Origin of the sequence: Bacteroides sp. 44_46, assembly GCF_001915465.1 — a bacterium.
GTDB lineage: Bacteria > Bacteroidota > Bacteroidia > Bacteroidales > Bacteroidaceae > Bacteroides > Bacteroides clarus.
Map to the genome: position 1 here is coordinate 217,628 of NZ_MNQO01000002.1, position 16,541 is coordinate 234,168.

Here is a 16,541-nt window from a genome sequence, read left to right on the forward strand (position 1 = left end):
AACGTTAAGTAATTTATGGCGGAAGATTTATGTGTCAGTAACGGCAGTAAGGAAGATAAATATCGTATGTTGCTTCCGCAAATCAAGTGCCTGATTGAGGGAGAAGATGACCTTGTCGCCAATCTGGCTAACGTTGCGGCCGCACTGAAAGAGACTTTCCGTTTCTTCTGGGTGGGATTTTATCTGGTGAAAGGCGACGAGTTGGTGCTTGCCCCTTTCCAAGGCCCGGTGGCTTGTACGCGGATAAAGAAAGGCCGTGGTGTTTGCGGGAAAGCGTGGGAGAAAGCTGAAACGCTGGTCGTACCGGATGTGGACGCTTTTCCGGGACATATCGCGTGCAGTTCCTTGTCACGTTCGGAAATCGTGGTTCCGCTGCTGCGTGCGGAGGGAGAAGTGTGGGGCGTGCTGGATGTGGATAGCGAAAGCCTGAATGGCTTTGATGAGACGGATGCGCGTTTTCTGCGGGAGCTGTGCTCTTATCTGTAATGTGATTTATTTAAAACAGGAATTTTAGTATCGATAAATAATACAATGATATGGTGAAGAAGTTGGTAGTCTTTTTATTTGCAGTATGTATGGGGATTGGCTCTTTGTCGGCGCAATCGGCAAAGACTTGTTTCACCAATATGCCCGATTCTTTGAGCCCGTTGCTTACGGCTGTGAACCGTGCCGACTTTATCGACTTCCTGGAGAGCAAGATGAAAGCCGAGATAACCAACCGTTTTGGCGGCAAGTCGGAAATGACGGAGCTTACTCCCGATTATATCTGTGTGCAGGTAACGCCCCAAAGCACCTGGCAAATGAAGCTCTTGTCCGTGAACGACAGTACCCGTCTTATCTGTACCGTTTCCACCGTATGCGCTCCGGCTTGCGACAGTCATATCAAATTCTACACTACCGATTGGAAAGAGTTGCCGTCCGCACCTTATCTGGCTTCACTACCGGGTATGGACGATTTCATCATGCCCGCTTCCGATACGATAGATGTGTATCGGTATCAGGATGCGCGTCTCCAAGCCGATATGCTCTTGATGAAAGCCGACCTTTCGGGTAAGGACGCTACACTGACCTTTACTTTCACTACTCCCGACTACATGGAAAGAGAAGCGGCGGAAAAACTGAAACCGTTTCTCCGCCGACCTGTAAGTTATACGTGGAAAGAAGGAAAATTCATTCGATAATCCCCGTGAAAGTTACTTTACCTTAATCTTGTCGAATCCCTCTCCGTACACTCCGATTACCTGGCTTTGCGATACAAAGGCGTTCGGGTCTATATCTTTTATCAACCGGAAGATAATGGTCGACTCCCGCTTCTTGGCAAGGACAAACAGCATCTTTATCTCTTTGCCGGTGTAGAATCCGGACGCATTGATTACTGTCGCCCCTCTGTGCGGATATACGTTGATATGCTTGGCTATTTCTTCGTACTTTTCGCTGATGATGAAGAATTGTACGGACTGGCGCGCACTGTTCACCACTTGGTCCAGTACGAAGCTGCAGATGTACAGGGTGACATAACCGTATACCACTTTCTCCCAGTCTTTCAGTACAAAGTAGCTGGAAGAGATGATGATAAGGTCGCAAATCAGCATTACCCGTCCCAGTGTGATATCCCTGTATTTATTGATGATAGCGGCGATAATATCCGTTCCGCCCGTGCTTCCGTTTGAGGAGAAAGCAATGCCGATACCGCCTCCGCAGAAGGATGCGCCGATGACGCAGGCCATGAAAGGCTGGTCGTGCAATAACCGAACGCCGTCTGTCAGTTGCTGGATGACGGGAAGAAAGAACGTCAGGGTAAAGACGGCAAAGATTGTCTTGATGCTGAATTTCCAGCCTAAAATGCGGATGGCAAGCAGTAATAGCAGAAAGTTGATGCCGAAATAAACATACTGTACCGGTAGTCCCGTTGCGAAATATACCAGTGATGCGATACCCGGTACTCCGCCTGTGGTTATGTCGTTGGGGAGCAGGAATACCGTCCACCCGATACCATACATAATCATGCCTAAGGCAATCATTAAATAATCCCGCATTTCACGAAATATGTTCTGCCGGGAAGGAATGTTCACGTTCATTTGTAGTTTGCAGTTAAATTTGCGGCAAAGATAGATATTTTATCAATCTCAAAATGCAAGCCGGCGGGTATTTATATCCGCTCGGACGAAATAAATTTTGCCTATGGTGATAATTCCGTTTGATGTATATCCCGTCTTGTTTTGATGTACATCGAAATAGAATGTGGCTTATGTACGGGCGAATGTTGTAATATCTTTTACAGAGAGTTCTGTCATGTATTTCCTTCACTCTTTCACATCGTTTTATTCATCGGCTTTAGCGGGTGAAGGGGAGCTCCTTGGACACTGTATGGAAATGAGTGGTGGAGCGATTTGTCTCGCGGAATGTTTTTATTTATCTCACGGGACGAATTCATTCATCTTATGAGACGAAATAATCCGTCTTGCAGGACGGATTTATTCATCCCGCAGGGCGAGTTGTAATTTCCATATACCGTGCTTTGACGTCTGCAAGCTTGCATCTTGGCTCCTCTGATGAGGCGCCTTTGGCTCTCAAACGCCCGGGCTTGACAGAGCTGAGGCCTGCGCTTCCGGGTACTGAGGTGTGGTATCCGTGAGGCCGGGGCGCATGGTGTCCCTTCACCCGGTAAAGCCGATGAATAAAGCAATGTGAAACGGTGAAGGGGGAAGGTGTAAACGGAATCTTTATATAAAGATTCTCATAAGCTGCTGAAAACAGAAAACCCCGATTACTAATTTCTTAGCTATCGAGGTTTTCATTAAGAGCGGAAGACGGGGCTCAAACCCGCGACCCTCAGCTTGGAAGGCTAATGCTCTTCTGCGGCTGCCAAAAGCTGCGCTTTCGTCAGCAACCAACTGAACTACTTCCTTTTACGATAGTTATCTTTCTTGCTGATTTGCTTTAGTTCTTTTACGGTTGAACTATCAGTTGAACTTCGACCTCGATACCAAAAATGTTAATAATATATTAATAATCTCTTTTACAGTACAATACTGCACCACAAAGATAATGAATTAATCTTTTTCTGTCAATCTTCTTACAGTATAATCATTATAAAAAAGACAGCAAATGAATTGCTTCAAATGCTGTCCTTTATTGTGCTGAAAGAGTTATCCCCTCTTGTATGTCATTTTAGCATACGTTTCACCGTCATTCTCATGCTTGTAATAAAATTCAAGAACTAATTTGTCAGAAGTAATTTCAAGCACTTTTAATTCATATTGTTCGTGTTCATCTTCAATAAGAGTTATGATATTATCCTTGATAGTCCACTTTTCAATACTTTGCGGATTACTTGTTCCGTCTAATTCATATTCACTATATGTCCCATCCTCTCTGAATGTGAAATTACCGAAATACTCATATTCATCTTTAGGAGCATGGCTCCATGCTTCATCATCTTCGGGATAGTCGGGGTCTTTGATATATCCCTCCTCATAAGTCAGTACCCAGTGTCCTATAATCTTTTCAGAAAGAGGTCTGTTGTCTTCTTCCTCATCATCACTACAAGCTGTAAAGTTAACACTCATAATTACGGCAATTACTGCCATTCCGATTAATCTTAAAGTTCTCATTTTACGAAATTATTTTAATGAATAATATTTTTTAAGTTAGTTCACCGCAAATAAATCAATTCAAATATTTTAAATCAAATATTTCAAATTTAAGTCTCCCTAATATTCTCCCATTATTATCTTTAAAATCTATCCAGTTTGTTACTGAACTATATTTTTTTGCCAGTTCTTTTAGGCTCTCAAGTGATAAGTAAAAGGTATTATTCGTATAACCTATTTGCCCAACTGTCTGTTTTATTATTAAATATACTGGATTTATACCACCTGAATTTGCTTCCGTTACATTCCACTCCACCGAACTATTAACCTCAAAGTTTATAGGATAATCCGAAGTCTTACCATCCTCAATATATAGCTTAATAGTAATGGCAGAAAATGTGACTTTCGCATACGGTACAGTTATAATATTACCGTTTTCGTCAGGCATATTCAAAACTTCTTGAGGAATGTTGGTATTGGCAACAATTGGTATTGAGAATTGAATTTCTTCATCATCACTACAAGAGATAAAACTCATATTCATAATTATGGCAATTACTGCTATTCCAATTAATCTTAAAGTTTTCATTGTTTTGTTTTTAGGTAGTTATTTCATATTTTCTTCTATAAAATCCCAAACTTCGGCAAGTATTTCGTCAAACTCTTCAATCGAGTGCCCTGTACTAAATACTTGCTTATTTGTAGGTTTCCCAGTCTTCCTGATATGCAGTTCAGGAAAGTAGTGGTTTGTTCCGTCATAGTAGCGATGCGAGAACGTTAGTTTGTAAAATTCCCAGTTGCCTAATATGATTTCACAAGGTTCATACTCATTGTTGAAGAAGCCAATAGTATTAAGAGAAGTGTTTTCACTTGCCTTGAACATATAACGATATGCTCCTACGGGAATAATGTATCGTATGCCTATCAATGGCTTTGTGCCTAAAGTTCTCTCTACATAGGAACTCCTCAAATTCTCTTTGATATAAATGAAGTAGTTTTCATCTATATATGAGTGTGCTTCATTATTCCACTCATGCTTCAGTTCTGTAATGGTTAGTTTAAATTCATTCAAGGTCATAATGTTATGCCTTTTGGTATTTGGTAATTTTTCTTTCACGCTCCCATAGAAAGCGGTTAATAAATAGTTATGTACAGTGCGGGGAACACAGCGATAGCTGCACACCGTTTTAATAATTGGCTACATTAAAGGATAGTACTGTCTGTTTCTTGTAGATATGTATTGTAGTCAGTGTTCCCTACTGACCGTTATACAATAAAAAAAGGTGTGAGAACTATTCGCATATCTGTTCCCAAGTGTCGCCAAACACTCACACTACAAATACACAACAGTTGCCCACACCAAACAATATACAGACTATCAGTAAGATAGGTATATAACATTGATGCGGGCGTTGTGCATATCCTCGTAGTGTTCAAATTTTGGCGAAATTTAGGGAACAAGGATAATGCAAAACGCCTTTCGTTAATAAATATGTCATTCCATTGCTGGAACGGCACAAATATACGAAAAGCGTTTGTATTGGCAATCGTTTATTTTACAAATTGGTTTCTCACCCTTTGAACAGTCGAAACACCGATACCCTGCAATTTGGCAATGTTCCTCACCGAATAGCCTTTCTTTAGTAAAGCTATCGTTTCTCTGTATTCTTCCCTTTTCTTCTCCTCTGTCTTGACGCTCCCCCGCTTTCTTCCCAACCTGCCGCCTTTGGCAATGTAGTTTGCCCTGCCGCTGTTCAAACGGTATTGTATATTTGTCCGTTCTATGTTAGCCATTTCAGCAAGTACAGTAACCATAATCGAAGCAATCGGATTTACCTCTCCATTCGGTTGCAATGTGTATAACCCCAAATTTTGTATGTAAACGGATACCTTTGCTTCATGCAGTATCTCCAAAGAGCGGAGCACTTGTAGCGTACTTCTCCCCAGCCTTGAAAGTTCGGATAACAACAGGTAGTTAACACTCTCTTTCGTGCAATATTCCAAACATTCCGCAAGTACCTGCCTTTCCTCAATCTTCTTTGCTCCGCTGATATGTTCTTGGAATATCCGTACTATTTCTATATCCTGCAATACGGCATATCTCTTTAAATCTTCTATCTGCCTTGTTGTGTCCTGTCTATCACTCACAGACGAAACACGTGCGTATATTACCGCCTTTTTCTTTTTTGTTTCCATATTATTCTTTGAATTGGTTGATAACAGAAAGAAGCGTGTTCAAACCACCTATGCAGATTTATTTGAACACAACTTCCTTTTGATTACATTTTAGAGAAATCGCTATCTATCCATTCCCTGCGGTGGCTCTTTTCAAAGGCATCGGGATGCCTTGCTTTTTGAGGTCTGCTGTAATCTTCCCTTTTTCTTCTTGCAGGTTTCTCCGTCCGCATTATTTTCGGAAGAAAGAGAATTAAGAGGATAAGCGGTAAACAGCCTGTAAAAAGTGAGACAATCAGCCCAAACAGCCAAACAAACAATCTTTTATAAAACATGATTTTCAATTTTTAAACAGTCAGACAAAAGGAGAATACCCCTTTAAAAGAATATTCTCCCGTTCACTCAATCAATAAACCACCTGTAACGTTCGTCACCATGCAAGGCGGCATTTATCCCCGTTGCAAGTTCCGTAGCGTTATAAGCCCTGTCTAAAAAGCTGTCTATATAACTGCTCTTGTTGCTTCCTGTCAACAGATTATAGAATTTCCACATGGATAGTTCACCACCCAAGCCGCCAAAGTTCGCATCACTGATATATGCTTTGGCAACCGCATTGACCTGTGTATCGGTAAGTAGCATACGTGGCAACCGCTTTTGATAGCCTTGTGGCAAACATTGATACAAACGCATCTTACCCAATAATGTGGCAAACTGGTGTTCATTCATGCAGGTATCGCCTAAACTCCGCATCAGATGTATGTGCTTTGCGGGATTGTAGCCATGAAGCATTTCCAATACACCCCTATACAGGTCTTTAGTATTGGTTACTTCCAAATTGCTTAAATAGCCGTCAGTGGAAACACACAGGTTGGTGCATACCATGCAGGTAAAGCCTACAAACACCTTAAAGCGTTCCATACCTTTTTTGCTGTACAGGTTGGTATGATTATAGGCACGAACACCGCCAACGGTCAAAGTAAGTTTGTTACCGTTTACCGTCTCATAAACGGTTGGTATTTCTATCGCAAAGGCGCATCTTTCGTAATAAATGGTCTTGTCACTTTCCAACAACTGGTTGGCTGGCTTGTGTATGGCTTCGGGTATTCTTCCCTTGATAACATGGGACACCCTAATATCGGGTAGTCCAATCTTTTCACCTTGAAAGAATGTGCTTGCGGCATCCTGTACAGTCTCTATAAATGCAGGGTGTGACAAGGTGGCTTCATTGTCCTTTGCAAATACGGGGATGATGCAATCGTTCTTTAAATGTTCCATAGTAGCGTCAACCGTATTGGCTTCAATGAATAACGGTCTTTTCTGTTTTGCTGGCTGTTCTTCCGTTATTAAAACGGCTTCTTCCGCATACTCACCCAAGTTTAACGTTCTTCTTTCCTGTGGCATACCGCCAATTACTAAATCGTTCATAATGAATTAATTTTAAATGGTTTATAAATTGATGGAATGAAGCGATAAACATTTCGTTTATCTTCAAGTACTCTAAGGGGGTGTTAAGAGGGTACTATTCATGCGTATGCGTACCTTTCAATCGGTAAACCTGTGGATAATCAAGTTGATATATATTCCAGCTTCAAGAAAAGAGGGTAGGGGGTGATTTATATAAGTACCTGTACTTTAGTGTGCGTGTTTCCCTGTATTTCCAAGACTGTGGAAGAAACGGATATATTGTGCAAATCCCGTTTCTATGTATATGCGGATTTTAAAGGATAACCGCCATTCGTTTTTTTACCTTATTAAAGATGCCTATCTTTGTATATCCCCATGAAACGGACGATATATTTCTATTCATGGTATAATCTTCCTATTTATTATTGATAGTTTTATTTGTAGTTTGACCTGTCCGTTTCACCGTTGATAAAAAATCAGTCAACAGTGTAAAAATCAATGGTGCTATATACAACGTACTAATGGGCATCATGGACTTTACACGAAAAAAGCCGCATTTGAGTATGATTAGACGTGTACTCTCATGCGGCTTTTTATCATTTGCCTAAAACCTGTATCCAAATAAAAATCAGATAATCTTATTTTTTAATCACTAAATCATAATCAACAATGAAAGAAACAAATATTTCCGCACCCGATGCCAATATAACCATTACGGACAATACGGTGGAGCATATCATCTACAATACCCGCACTATAAAGATAGACAGAAACAAACTTTTGGAATTGTACGAGAAAATAGCGCAATTGCAGTTGCCATATTACTGTAAATATCCTAAGTTAAAGCCGAAACGAAGCAGCAGATAATAATTATCATAGATGCTGTTCTATGGGATAATGTTCCTTTTCGTATGCAATCACTATATTGGATATTACAGAGAGTTCTACTGCATTCTTGTCGTTCGCAGGTGTATTGTCATTGACCAATGGAAGAAGTTCTTCAATTCGTATCAATGCAAATTCGTATTGTTCTTTACTGACCTTTTCCATTTCTATTTTTACTTTATACAAAAGTAATCATTAAAATTGAATTGCAATACGGAATATAGCCTGTAATATATAAATAGCAGTTCTTTGTTTTAAAAGGCTGTTTCTTGTACTTTTACAAGTAAAAAACAGCTTTATGGTGCATCTTTATTGATAAATCAATGGTGACAGGGGAAAAAGAGTATAATATTATATATAATAATAAACAGCATCTTTTCCCATTCTCCTGTCTTTATAAAGTTAAGATGCTTATTCCGTATCAAAACGGCATCTTTTCTGTACCGTACATGGGAAAATCAAGGTAGGTTGCCACCTTTATAAAAGAACAGGCAGGCAGAGGGTAAAAAGTGCATCATATTATATATGATAATAACCTGCACATTTTACCCGCTTCCTTATCTTTATAAAGTTAAGATACATATTCCGTTTAAAAAACAGGATATGTCCCATGCCTTACAGGGAAAATCGGAAGATATTTCACTCTTTAGTAAGTAACAGGCTGGTAAAGGGTAAAATGCGTGCTTTATTATATATATGATAAAGAGAATGTTTTCCCCGTTACTATGGTTTTATGGACTTCATATCTATTTTCAGTAGTTCATACTTTAGCAACCTGTATGGCGACTGCTTTTTCTGCATACTGAAATCATTCTCCAACAGGATACCGTCAGTATGTAATGTCAATACTCTGCCATTAGTAACCAATTCTGCAATCTGCAAGTCATTCAGGTATTTGTCATAAGTCTTTCTATTCATATTCAGAGCTGGAACGATATTCTGCCTGTTTAAAGCTATTCCACTGAATTGAGATAATAGCATTAACTGAATGAAAAAGCCTTTGACTGCCGTATCCAGTTCATATATGAGAAAGTCTTTGGATATTGTGATGCACTCCTTTTCCATTGCGGGAACATGATAGATGTTCCTTTTGGTTTTATAGGCATAGCCTTTATCAAGGCTGTACATCTTTATCTCCAAATATTCTCTGAAATCACTGTTGAATTTACTAAGGCTTTTTTCTCCTGTCATTGCCTTTAAATCATCCAAAGTAATTCTTACATGATACTTTTCATCCCTGCAAAGCGACAGACAGAAAAACCTGTAAATGTTGGCTGGCTTGAATTGCGTAAGTATGGAGTAATTAACGGTTGCCGCTTGCTGGCATTTTATCGGTAGCACTATCTTCATAAAAACAATTGTTTTAATTATTATAGATTATTGGATAAAGTAAATTGGTAGAGCCTGTCTGTCACACAGGCTCTGTTAGTATTATGCCGCTTGCAATGCTTTTTTCAACAGACAGATAAAATCGTCATTGCCTTTAATCTCTTTCAGCCTTGCTTCCGTCAGTTTCAAGTCTTTCAATTTAGCCAACGCTTCAAATGCGGTCTCTTCGTTTGTTGCGGTCGCATAGGAGTTGAAACCGTCTATGAAATATCTTTTGGTGATAAACTGTACTTCGATACTGGCGGCTTTACAGAGAGTGACAAACCTGTGCCCTCTTTCGATATTTATTTGGGCATCTTTGGGGAGCGTGACTTCTTCACCTTTCAAGGCACGGTTTATCTGACCGTTTGATAATTTCTTGCCTGTAAATATCAGCATTGCGGTTGACTGGTTGAAACCCTCGTCCAACAGCTCTGCCACGTTAGTGAACAGTTCATCATTGGTTGTCAGTGCGGCTACCGTAACCCTGTCCTTTTGGTTCCAGCTTGTACCGATACCGTTTATATCCACCAAATATGCACCGATATTCTCCACTTCTTTTACGTGTACATTAGGTATTGTATAAGTGCTTCCGCTTGTAATATTGAGTGTGGCGAAAGCCTTGCTTCTGTGTTGTCCGTCCAAAATACAGAAATACTCTTTTGTTTCTTCCTGTGTCAGTTCCTCGCCTTTCAGATTTTTCATCTCATAGCCTTTTGCAAAAGCCTTTTCAGCTTCGATAACGATAATGGGATAGGCTTTCTCATATTTACCATTGGCAATAATTGATATGAAGCCGTCCACTTTCTTGTTATCGACAGAACGGTTATGCTTTACGAAAGCAATCTTTTTCTGTATCTCGCTACGTGCTCCCGTTTCATCATCCACGACGGAAAATGTCATAAGGCTGTCACCGATATGCTCTTTAGCCTGTACTTCTTTTGCAACGGCTTCTTCGTGCTGCGTTTTTAATCGGCTGACAATTTGCTCTTGTACAGTGATAACCGATGCGTCAGCCTTGCGCTTAGCAAGATGCTGCAATACCTTTTCTTCCTTTTTGAGTTTTTTAGTCAGTTCTTCCATATTTGTTACGATTGAGTTGTTGAATACTGTTTCTTGATTGTTTACTGTCATTGTTGCATTGTTGATAGAGTTCATAATTCTAAATTTTTAAGTTTTACAAATCGTTTATGTAATCATCAACTTGGCGCCTTATTTGTTTTTGATTACAGTGCAAAGGTATATGGTAGGACTGGCGTATGAAATGAAGAAAAAAACATAAAGAAATCCCTTTTTTTATGTTTTATTTTTTATGTGGAAACTGTGTTTATAACTCTCTTATCTTTAGTAAGATAGGCATATAAAGAAATAGCCATGTAACTAAATACACAGCTATTTCTTTTTTTATTTTATGTGTTTTACCAATAGGATTTCAGATGTTCAACGGGATTGTTGGGAGAGCTCTTGCATATCGGTATATTCCACCAGTTGGGACGGACTTCGTATTTTTGCAGGTTTCTGATAGTGGCTCGCAGGTTCAGTATGTCATTCTTGGGACTGTCTTCATCAAGTAGTCCGAGATATTTCAGCAATTCGAGTATGAAGTTGCCCTCATTGTCTGTCAGTCCCTTGCCTTTAATGGCAAAAGAGGAATGGCGTAACAGGTTATAAACGCTTAGAGTTACTGTGTCAAGTATCGCATTCTCCCGTTTCCTGCCTCTTTTGCCAATGCTGGGATAGTCCTTGTCAAGTTCTGTATCCGCTTCTTCCAAAGAGGAAACTCCCAAATACTTGTCAAGATAAGGAGTTATCATCTGAAGAAACCAGTTGTCATCATTGGTGAGTTCTATCTTCTGTTTGTTGTATTCGATAGTAACGGTATTGTGCTTTGTCTTTTTCTTTTCATGGAACATCTTGTAAAGGCGCAGCATATCGGGACGGACGGAATAGGTATATTGCACCTGCACAGGGTCTGCTATGTAATCTTCAAAATCGAAATAGCCGTATGTCTGTTTGTATTTATGGTAAATGCAGACAATAAGAAGAATGCCGTAGAATATGTCTCGGTCTTGCTGTATGTAGGTCTCATCTTCATTTGTATTATAGGTATTCCACAACTTCTCAATGTATTCAGTCTGATAGTTGCCGCTTTCAAGTATAAGGTTCTTTCCAACGGTCATGCTGAACTCGTACCTTTCTTCGTCTGTTCCCTTGTTTGGATATGGTATATTCTGTTCTTCTTTTCTTATTGACAGGTACAAATCCTGCACTTCTGCTAATTTCTTTGGCAGGAGATACACATCTGAAATGTAGTCCAGTTCGTTATGGAGCATTGAACGGTCAAAACCTGTTTCATCCTTTAGCCATGCTTCAATGCGCTTTATACTTTCAATAGGTATTGTCTGATATTCCATGTCATTGATTTTGCCTGTAAAGATAGGAAAATGCCACCTTATCATAAAGAGACAAAGCGGCATTTTACTTTTAGAGAAGGTTTTGCATGGCAGTATCTATCTGTTCATTATCGAAGCTGTCAAGATAGACCTGTGTTGTAGATAAGTCTGAATGTCCCAATGCTTCGCTTATTAATGCAATACTTACACCCGATTTCTTTAGGACACTTGCAAATGAATGGCGTGCAACATAGGTCGTCATGTTGGCATCAACGTTTAATTGTGTTGCAATTAGTTTTAGGTTCTTGTTGATTTTGCCTAACATTTTATGTATTCTGTTTTGCTTTTGAAGTGGTGTTTTGTGGATATTGGTATTTAAAATGGGGAATAGATAGCCTTTGCTTTCGCTTTCATATTTTTTTATAATCTGCATGGCTTCCTCTGATATGCCTAATTTTATCAGTTTACCCGTTTTCTGACGTATATAGTGCAGTCTGCCGTTTGTAATATTAGCTTTTGTCAGATTTGCGATGTCTGTAAAATTAATACCGCCACATAGATAACTGAAAATAAATATGTCTTTACTGAGCTGGACGTATTGCCGTTTGCCAATGTTATCCACTTCTTTAGTGAATTTCAATACTTCTGTTTTGGCTATTGCCCGTTTCTGTGTTTTTGTATCGAACTTGTTGATTTTATATTCGTCAAAGGGATAATCAGATTTGCGGGCGCATTTAGCTTTTATGGCTTTATTGTATGCACTACGGAGAGTACGGAACATTAGGCTCATGGTTGTTTCTTTATTGCCTTTGGAACGCAACCATTTCTCATATTTGTTAAGCCACGATACATCTATTGCGCTGAACGGTATATCTAATTGATTTTTTGTGAATACTTTCAAAGAGTTGTAAGAACTTTTATAGATAAGCCTGTTGCCACATTTATCATTGCTCTTGCATTGTTCAATCAATTCTTGGTAGAATTGGCTGACTGTTTTCAGTTCAAACTTTTTGTTTTCGTCATTGAGTAAAGTAGTGGTAGTATATTCTTTTTGTTCAGAGTTGAACTCTAACATTCGTTGCTGTAACTCTGTTTGTTTATCAAGAATGATTTTCTGAATATACTCTTTATTGGGACAGTTCGGTTTCGGCTTATTTCGTGTGAAGTCCCAATAACGGGGTAGGACAGATATGCCTAAACTTTGGTATTTCTTCTTTCCGTCTTTACAAATACGGAGCATTAATGGATATTCACCATTGGCTAAAATTTTCCACTTGTAGCATACTACATTAATCGTTGCGTTCATTAGATTTTGGTTGAACTCTTGGTTGAACTCGTAGGGTCAACTGTGGGTTCAACCGCTATTGCTACAAAACAAAAATCAGATAGAAATCTTGCGATAACTATCTGATTTTCAGAAGAGCGGAAGACGGGGCTCAAACCCGCGACCCTCAGCTTGGAAGGCTAATGACTTCCGCAATTTTAGTGGGCAAAGATGGATTCGAACCACCGAAGGCGTAAGCCAGCAGATTTACAGTCTGCCCCATTTGGCCACTCTGGTATTTGCCCTTTTGCTACCGAGAACTCCTTAAATCTCTCTTTAAGCAGCTTTGTTTCTCAATTGCGGTGCAAAGATACGACTATTTTTGTAAACTCCAAGCAAAATCTATCATTTTTATTGCAGTAATTGCACATTCATCGCCTTTGTTACCCAGCTTGCCGCCTGCACGGTCCTCTGCTTGCTCCATTGTATCGGTGGTAATTAATCCGTAAATTACTGGAACATCGCCACTTGCGTTTAATTGGGTGATTCCTTGCGTTGCGCCCATGCAAACGTAATCAAAATGCGGTGTATCTCCACGAACTACGCAACCAATCGCAATTACAGCATCGACTTCGCTGTATTCTATAATTTGATTGGCGCCGAAAGTCAACTCGAAACTGCCGGGTACGGTTTTTATCATGATATTTTCGTCTTTCGCTCCGTGTTTTTTTAAGGTATCGACCGCTCCTTTTAAAAGAGCGCCGGTGATATTGTAGTTCCATTCGGATACTACGATGCCGAATTTCATATTCTCTGCACTGGGTACTGAATTGAAATCATAATCCGAAAGGTTGTGATAAGCTGTAGCCATGATGAATTAAAGATTAAGAATTAAATAATAGGAAAGTATAAAAGAGGAGCACGGATTACACGGCGCTCACGGTTTTGACTTCCGTGTATATCCGTGTAATCCGTGCTCGAAATATCTTATATATAATAAGGTATAAATTACTTCTTCAAGAGCTTGGCTTGTTCGATGTATTTATCAATGTCCATAGCCTGATATGAACGGAAGTATTTATCCTTAATGGAAGTATATGCCTTGATAGCATCGTCGTACTTACCCTGCTTAACCAGGATTTCTCCGGCTTGCTTCAAGTAGATGGGGCTGAGCGTATTGTTATCGGCTTCGTCGGCGGCTTTCAGCAACATGGAAGATGCCTTGTCGAGTTGACCGAGCTGAGCGTAGCAGTTACCCATGGCGCCTTTCATGGCGGGAGCTACCATCTGGTCGTCTCCGTCAAAGCTGTCCAATGCTTTTACGGCTTCGTCGAATTTGCCGAGATGTGCATAGCAAAGACCTGCGTAGGCTTTTGCAAGGTTGGCTGCGTCTGTACCGCTGTATTGGTCGGCTATCTTGATGAAACCTACGTAACCGATGCTGTCACCGTTCAAGGCTTCTGCGAAAGCGTCGGCTTCAAAGTATTCCTGTCCTTTGAAAAGAGCTGCCTGCGCTTTTTCCTCACGAGGTTCCGCATAGAGGTTCTTGTACATTACTATACCTGCTATAATGATGATTATAGCCAAAATAGCACCGATGATTGCCTTTTTGTTCTTGATGAGAAATGCCTCTGATTGTGTAAGTGCGTCTTCCACGTTTAAGGCTTCGTTCGTCTTCTTTTGTTCTGCCATTTTTTATATATTCTTTTTGTTATTATTCATTAATAGCTGATTCGACCCGCAAAAGTAAGTTTTTTATAGCTATCAACGAAATTTAGCGGCATCTTTTTTTATTTTACATCTCAAAACCGCGGAATTATTTTGCTTTGTATTCTCTTTATTTAAAAATGAAGAGAAGCCGCACTTCGGCAGAATAAGATGAATGACTTCGTTTTATTCTGCCCTCGGTTTAAATGAATTCTTCACGCTTGTAAGAGGAAACAAGTATCCTCTTGACTCACTTAATCGGAATTTTGCATTATCTTTGCGTGGAAAAGCAAAGATAAGCCGTCATATGATACTGAAGCGTATATCCATACTCAATTATAAGAATCTGGAGCAAGTGGAACTCGCGTTCTCTCCGAAGCTGAATACCTTTTTCGGACAGAACGGAATGGGAAAGACTAACTTGTTGGATGCCGTTTATTTCCTTTCTTTCTGCAAGAGCGCGGGCAACCCCATTGACTCGCAGAATATAAGGCATGATGCGGACTTCTTTGTGATTCAGGGATTTTATGAAGCTGCCGACGGTACGCCGGAAGAAATTTACTGCGGCATGAAACGACGGCAGAAAAAGCAGTTCAAGCGGAACAAGAAGGAGTACACGCGTTTGTCCGACCATATCGGTTTCTTGCCGCTGGTAATGGTATCTCCCGCCGATTCGGCATTGATAAACGGAGGCAGTGACGAGCGCCGCCGCTTTATGGATGTCGTGATTTCACAGTACGACAAAGAATATCTGGATGCGCTGATTCGTTACAACAAGGCATTGGCGCAGCGAAATACATTGCTTAAAAGCGAAACGCCGGTAGAAGAAGAACTTTTTCTGGTGTGGGAAGAGATGATGGCGCAAGCCGGTGAAGTGGTGTTCCGTAAGCGGGAAGAGTTTATCAGGGAGTTCATTCCGATTTTCCAGTCTTTCTATTCGTTCATTTCGCAGGATAAGGAGAAAGTCGGGTTGACTTATGATTCGCATGCCCGTGACGCTTCCCTGCTGGAAGTGCTGAAAGAGAGCCGTACGCGCGATCAGATTATGGGATTTTCCCTGCGCGGCGTACATAAAGACGAACTGAATATGTTGCTGGGTGATTTCCCTATCAAGCGGGAGGGTTCGCAAGGGCAGAACAAAACGTATCTGGTGGCTTTGAAGCTGGCGCAGTTCGACTTTTTGAAACGGACGGGTACTACGGTTCCGTTGTTGTTGCTCGATGATATTTTTGATAAACTGGATGCTTCGCGCGTGGAGCAGATCATCAAACTGGTGGCAGGCGATAATTTCGGGCAGATTTTCATTACGGATACCAACCGCGAACACTTAGACCGCATTTTGCATAAGGTAGGCAGCGATTATAAGATGTTTCGCGTAGAGAAAGGAGCCGTTTCCGAAATGGCTGGAAACCAAACATTGATCGATGAGGAGAGTGAAGCATGAAACGGAATGATGCCGAACAGATAGGTAAACTGATACGGAGCTTCCTGCGGCAGGAAAGCTTGGAATCGCCGCTGAATGAGCGGCGGCTTATCAGTTCATGGGCCGAGGTGCTGGGACCGACCATCGCATCTTACACGCGCGAACTTTATATTAAGAACCAGGTGCTGTACGTGCATCTTACTTCCGCCGCTCTCCGTCAGGAACTGATGATGGGACGGGACTTATTGGTGCGGAATCTGAACCGGCACGTAGGAGCGCAGGTGATTACCAATATCATATTCCGGTGATATGTGTACGCTTTACGCAGC

Annotated in this window: 18 protein-coding genes, 3 tRNA genes and 1 pseudogene; 5 read left to right on the forward strand and 17 right to left on the reverse strand. The window is 40.6% G+C overall.

Going from position 1 to position 16,541, the window contains the following annotated elements:
* Positions 1–15 precede the first annotated feature (15 nt).
* Both msrC and BHV73_RS02050 read left to right on the forward strand, forming a co-directional pair.
* Positions 16–486: a free L-methionine (R)-S-oxide reductase MsrC gene (gene msrC, locus BHV73_RS02045; protein ID WP_022217572.1), complete on the forward strand. Its 471-nt coding sequence runs from the start codon at positions 16–18 to the stop codon at positions 484–486.
* Between the two features lie 50 nt (positions 487–536).
* A complete protein-coding gene (locus tag BHV73_RS02050) occupies positions 537–1,181 on the forward strand; it encodes a DUF3256 family protein (protein ID WP_195620560.1) in 645 nt (214 codons plus the stop codon).
* A gap of 12 nt (positions 1,182–1,193) precedes the next feature.
* On the opposite strand, the gene BHV73_RS02055 is transcribed toward BHV73_RS02050, so the two are convergent.
* The 8 genes from BHV73_RS02055 to BHV73_RS02090 form a co-directional block, all read right to left on the reverse strand.
* Complete coding sequence (locus BHV73_RS02055) at positions 1,194–2,078, reverse strand: YitT family protein (RefSeq protein WP_009122631.1); 885 nt, start codon at positions 2,076–2,078, stop codon at positions 1,194–1,196.
* Positions 2,079–2,805: 727 nt separating this feature from the next.
* Positions 2,806–2,909 (reverse strand) — tRNA-Gly (locus tag BHV73_RS02060).
* A 240-nt stretch (positions 2,910–3,149) separates the two neighbouring features.
* Positions 3,150–3,569 carry a lipocalin-like domain-containing protein gene (locus BHV73_RS02065; protein WP_286736172.1) on the reverse strand — a complete coding sequence of 140 codons (420 nt, stop codon included), beginning with the start codon at positions 3,567–3,569 and terminating at the stop codon, positions 3,150–3,152.
* A 100-nt stretch (positions 3,570–3,669) separates the two neighbouring features.
* Positions 3,670–4,182, reverse strand: a complete 513-nt coding sequence (locus BHV73_RS02070) for a hypothetical protein (protein ID WP_195500537.1) — start codon at positions 4,180–4,182, stop codon at positions 3,670–3,672.
* Between the two features lie 18 nt (positions 4,183–4,200).
* On the reverse strand, positions 4,201–4,671 hold the full coding sequence (locus tag BHV73_RS02075) for a hypothetical protein (RefSeq protein ID WP_195500538.1): 471 nt from the start codon (positions 4,669–4,671) through the stop codon (positions 4,201–4,203).
* Between the two features lie 473 nt (positions 4,672–5,144).
* Positions 5,145–5,789 carry a recombinase family protein gene (locus BHV73_RS02080; RefSeq protein WP_195500539.1) on the reverse strand — a complete coding sequence of 215 codons (645 nt, stop codon included), beginning with the start codon at positions 5,787–5,789 and terminating at the stop codon, positions 5,145–5,147.
* A gap of 83 nt (positions 5,790–5,872) precedes the next feature.
* Positions 5,873–6,103: a hypothetical protein gene (locus tag BHV73_RS02085; protein WP_117899924.1), complete on the reverse strand. Its 231-nt coding sequence runs from the start codon at positions 6,101–6,103 to the stop codon at positions 5,873–5,875.
* A gap of 67 nt (positions 6,104–6,170) precedes the next feature.
* Complete coding sequence (locus BHV73_RS02090) at positions 6,171–7,193, reverse strand: DUF3871 family protein (RefSeq protein ID WP_195500540.1); 1,023 nt, start codon at positions 7,191–7,193, stop codon at positions 6,171–6,173.
* 648 nt (positions 7,194–7,841) lie between these two features.
* On the opposite strand from BHV73_RS02090, the gene BHV73_RS02095 reads away from it, so the two are divergent.
* Positions 7,842–8,039 carry a hypothetical protein gene (locus tag BHV73_RS02095; RefSeq protein WP_118466674.1) on the forward strand — a complete coding sequence of 66 codons (198 nt, stop codon included), beginning with the start codon at positions 7,842–7,844 and terminating at the stop codon, positions 8,037–8,039.
* Between the two features lie 15 nt (positions 8,040–8,054).
* Here BHV73_RS02095 and BHV73_RS02100 read toward each other — a convergent pair.
* The 9 genes and pseudogenes from BHV73_RS02100 to BHV73_RS02140 all read right to left on the reverse strand — a co-directional run.
* Positions 8,055–8,222, reverse strand: a pseudogene (locus BHV73_RS02100) (helix-turn-helix domain-containing protein); the annotation flags it as partial.
* Positions 8,223–8,780: 558 nt separating this feature from the next.
* Positions 8,781–9,407, reverse strand: a complete 627-nt coding sequence (locus tag BHV73_RS02105) for a hypothetical protein (protein ID WP_118466676.1) — start codon at positions 9,405–9,407, stop codon at positions 8,781–8,783.
* A gap of 81 nt (positions 9,408–9,488) precedes the next feature.
* Positions 9,489–10,583: a hypothetical protein gene (locus BHV73_RS02110; protein ID WP_195500541.1), complete on the reverse strand. Its 1,095-nt coding sequence runs from the start codon at positions 10,581–10,583 to the stop codon at positions 9,489–9,491.
* Positions 10,584–10,843: 260 nt separating this feature from the next.
* Positions 10,844–11,839, reverse strand: a complete 996-nt coding sequence (locus BHV73_RS02115) for a hypothetical protein (protein ID WP_229097123.1) — start codon at positions 11,837–11,839, stop codon at positions 10,844–10,846.
* Positions 11,840–11,909: 70 nt separating this feature from the next.
* Complete coding sequence (locus BHV73_RS02120) at positions 11,910–13,124, reverse strand: site-specific integrase (protein WP_195500543.1); 1,215 nt, start codon at positions 13,122–13,124, stop codon at positions 11,910–11,912.
* Positions 13,125–13,239: 115 nt separating this feature from the next.
* A tRNA-OTHER gene (locus BHV73_RS02125) sits at positions 13,240–13,296 on the reverse strand.
* 8 nt (positions 13,297–13,304) lie between these two features.
* Positions 13,305–13,387, reverse strand: a tRNA-Tyr gene (locus tag BHV73_RS02130).
* A gap of 71 nt (positions 13,388–13,458) precedes the next feature.
* Complete coding sequence (gene ribH / locus BHV73_RS02135) at positions 13,459–13,953, reverse strand: 6,7-dimethyl-8-ribityllumazine synthase (RefSeq protein WP_087412956.1); 495 nt, start codon at positions 13,951–13,953, stop codon at positions 13,459–13,461.
* A gap of 137 nt (positions 13,954–14,090) precedes the next feature.
* Positions 14,091–14,774: a tetratricopeptide repeat protein gene (locus BHV73_RS02140; protein WP_009122565.1), complete on the reverse strand. Its 684-nt coding sequence runs from the start codon at positions 14,772–14,774 to the stop codon at positions 14,091–14,093.
* A gap of 322 nt (positions 14,775–15,096) precedes the next feature.
* On the opposite strand from BHV73_RS02140, the gene recF reads away from it, so the two are divergent.
* Positions 15,097–16,233, forward strand: a complete 1,137-nt coding sequence (gene recF, locus BHV73_RS02145; RefSeq protein ID WP_087412977.1) for a DNA replication/repair protein RecF — start codon at positions 15,097–15,099, stop codon at positions 16,231–16,233.
* On the forward strand, positions 16,230–16,520 hold the full coding sequence (locus BHV73_RS02150; protein ID WP_009122563.1) for a DciA family protein: 291 nt from the start codon (positions 16,230–16,232) through the stop codon (positions 16,518–16,520). The genes recF and BHV73_RS02150 overlap by 4 nt, the downstream gene beginning before the upstream one ends.
* The last annotated feature ends 21 nt before the right edge of the window (positions 16,521–16,541 follow it).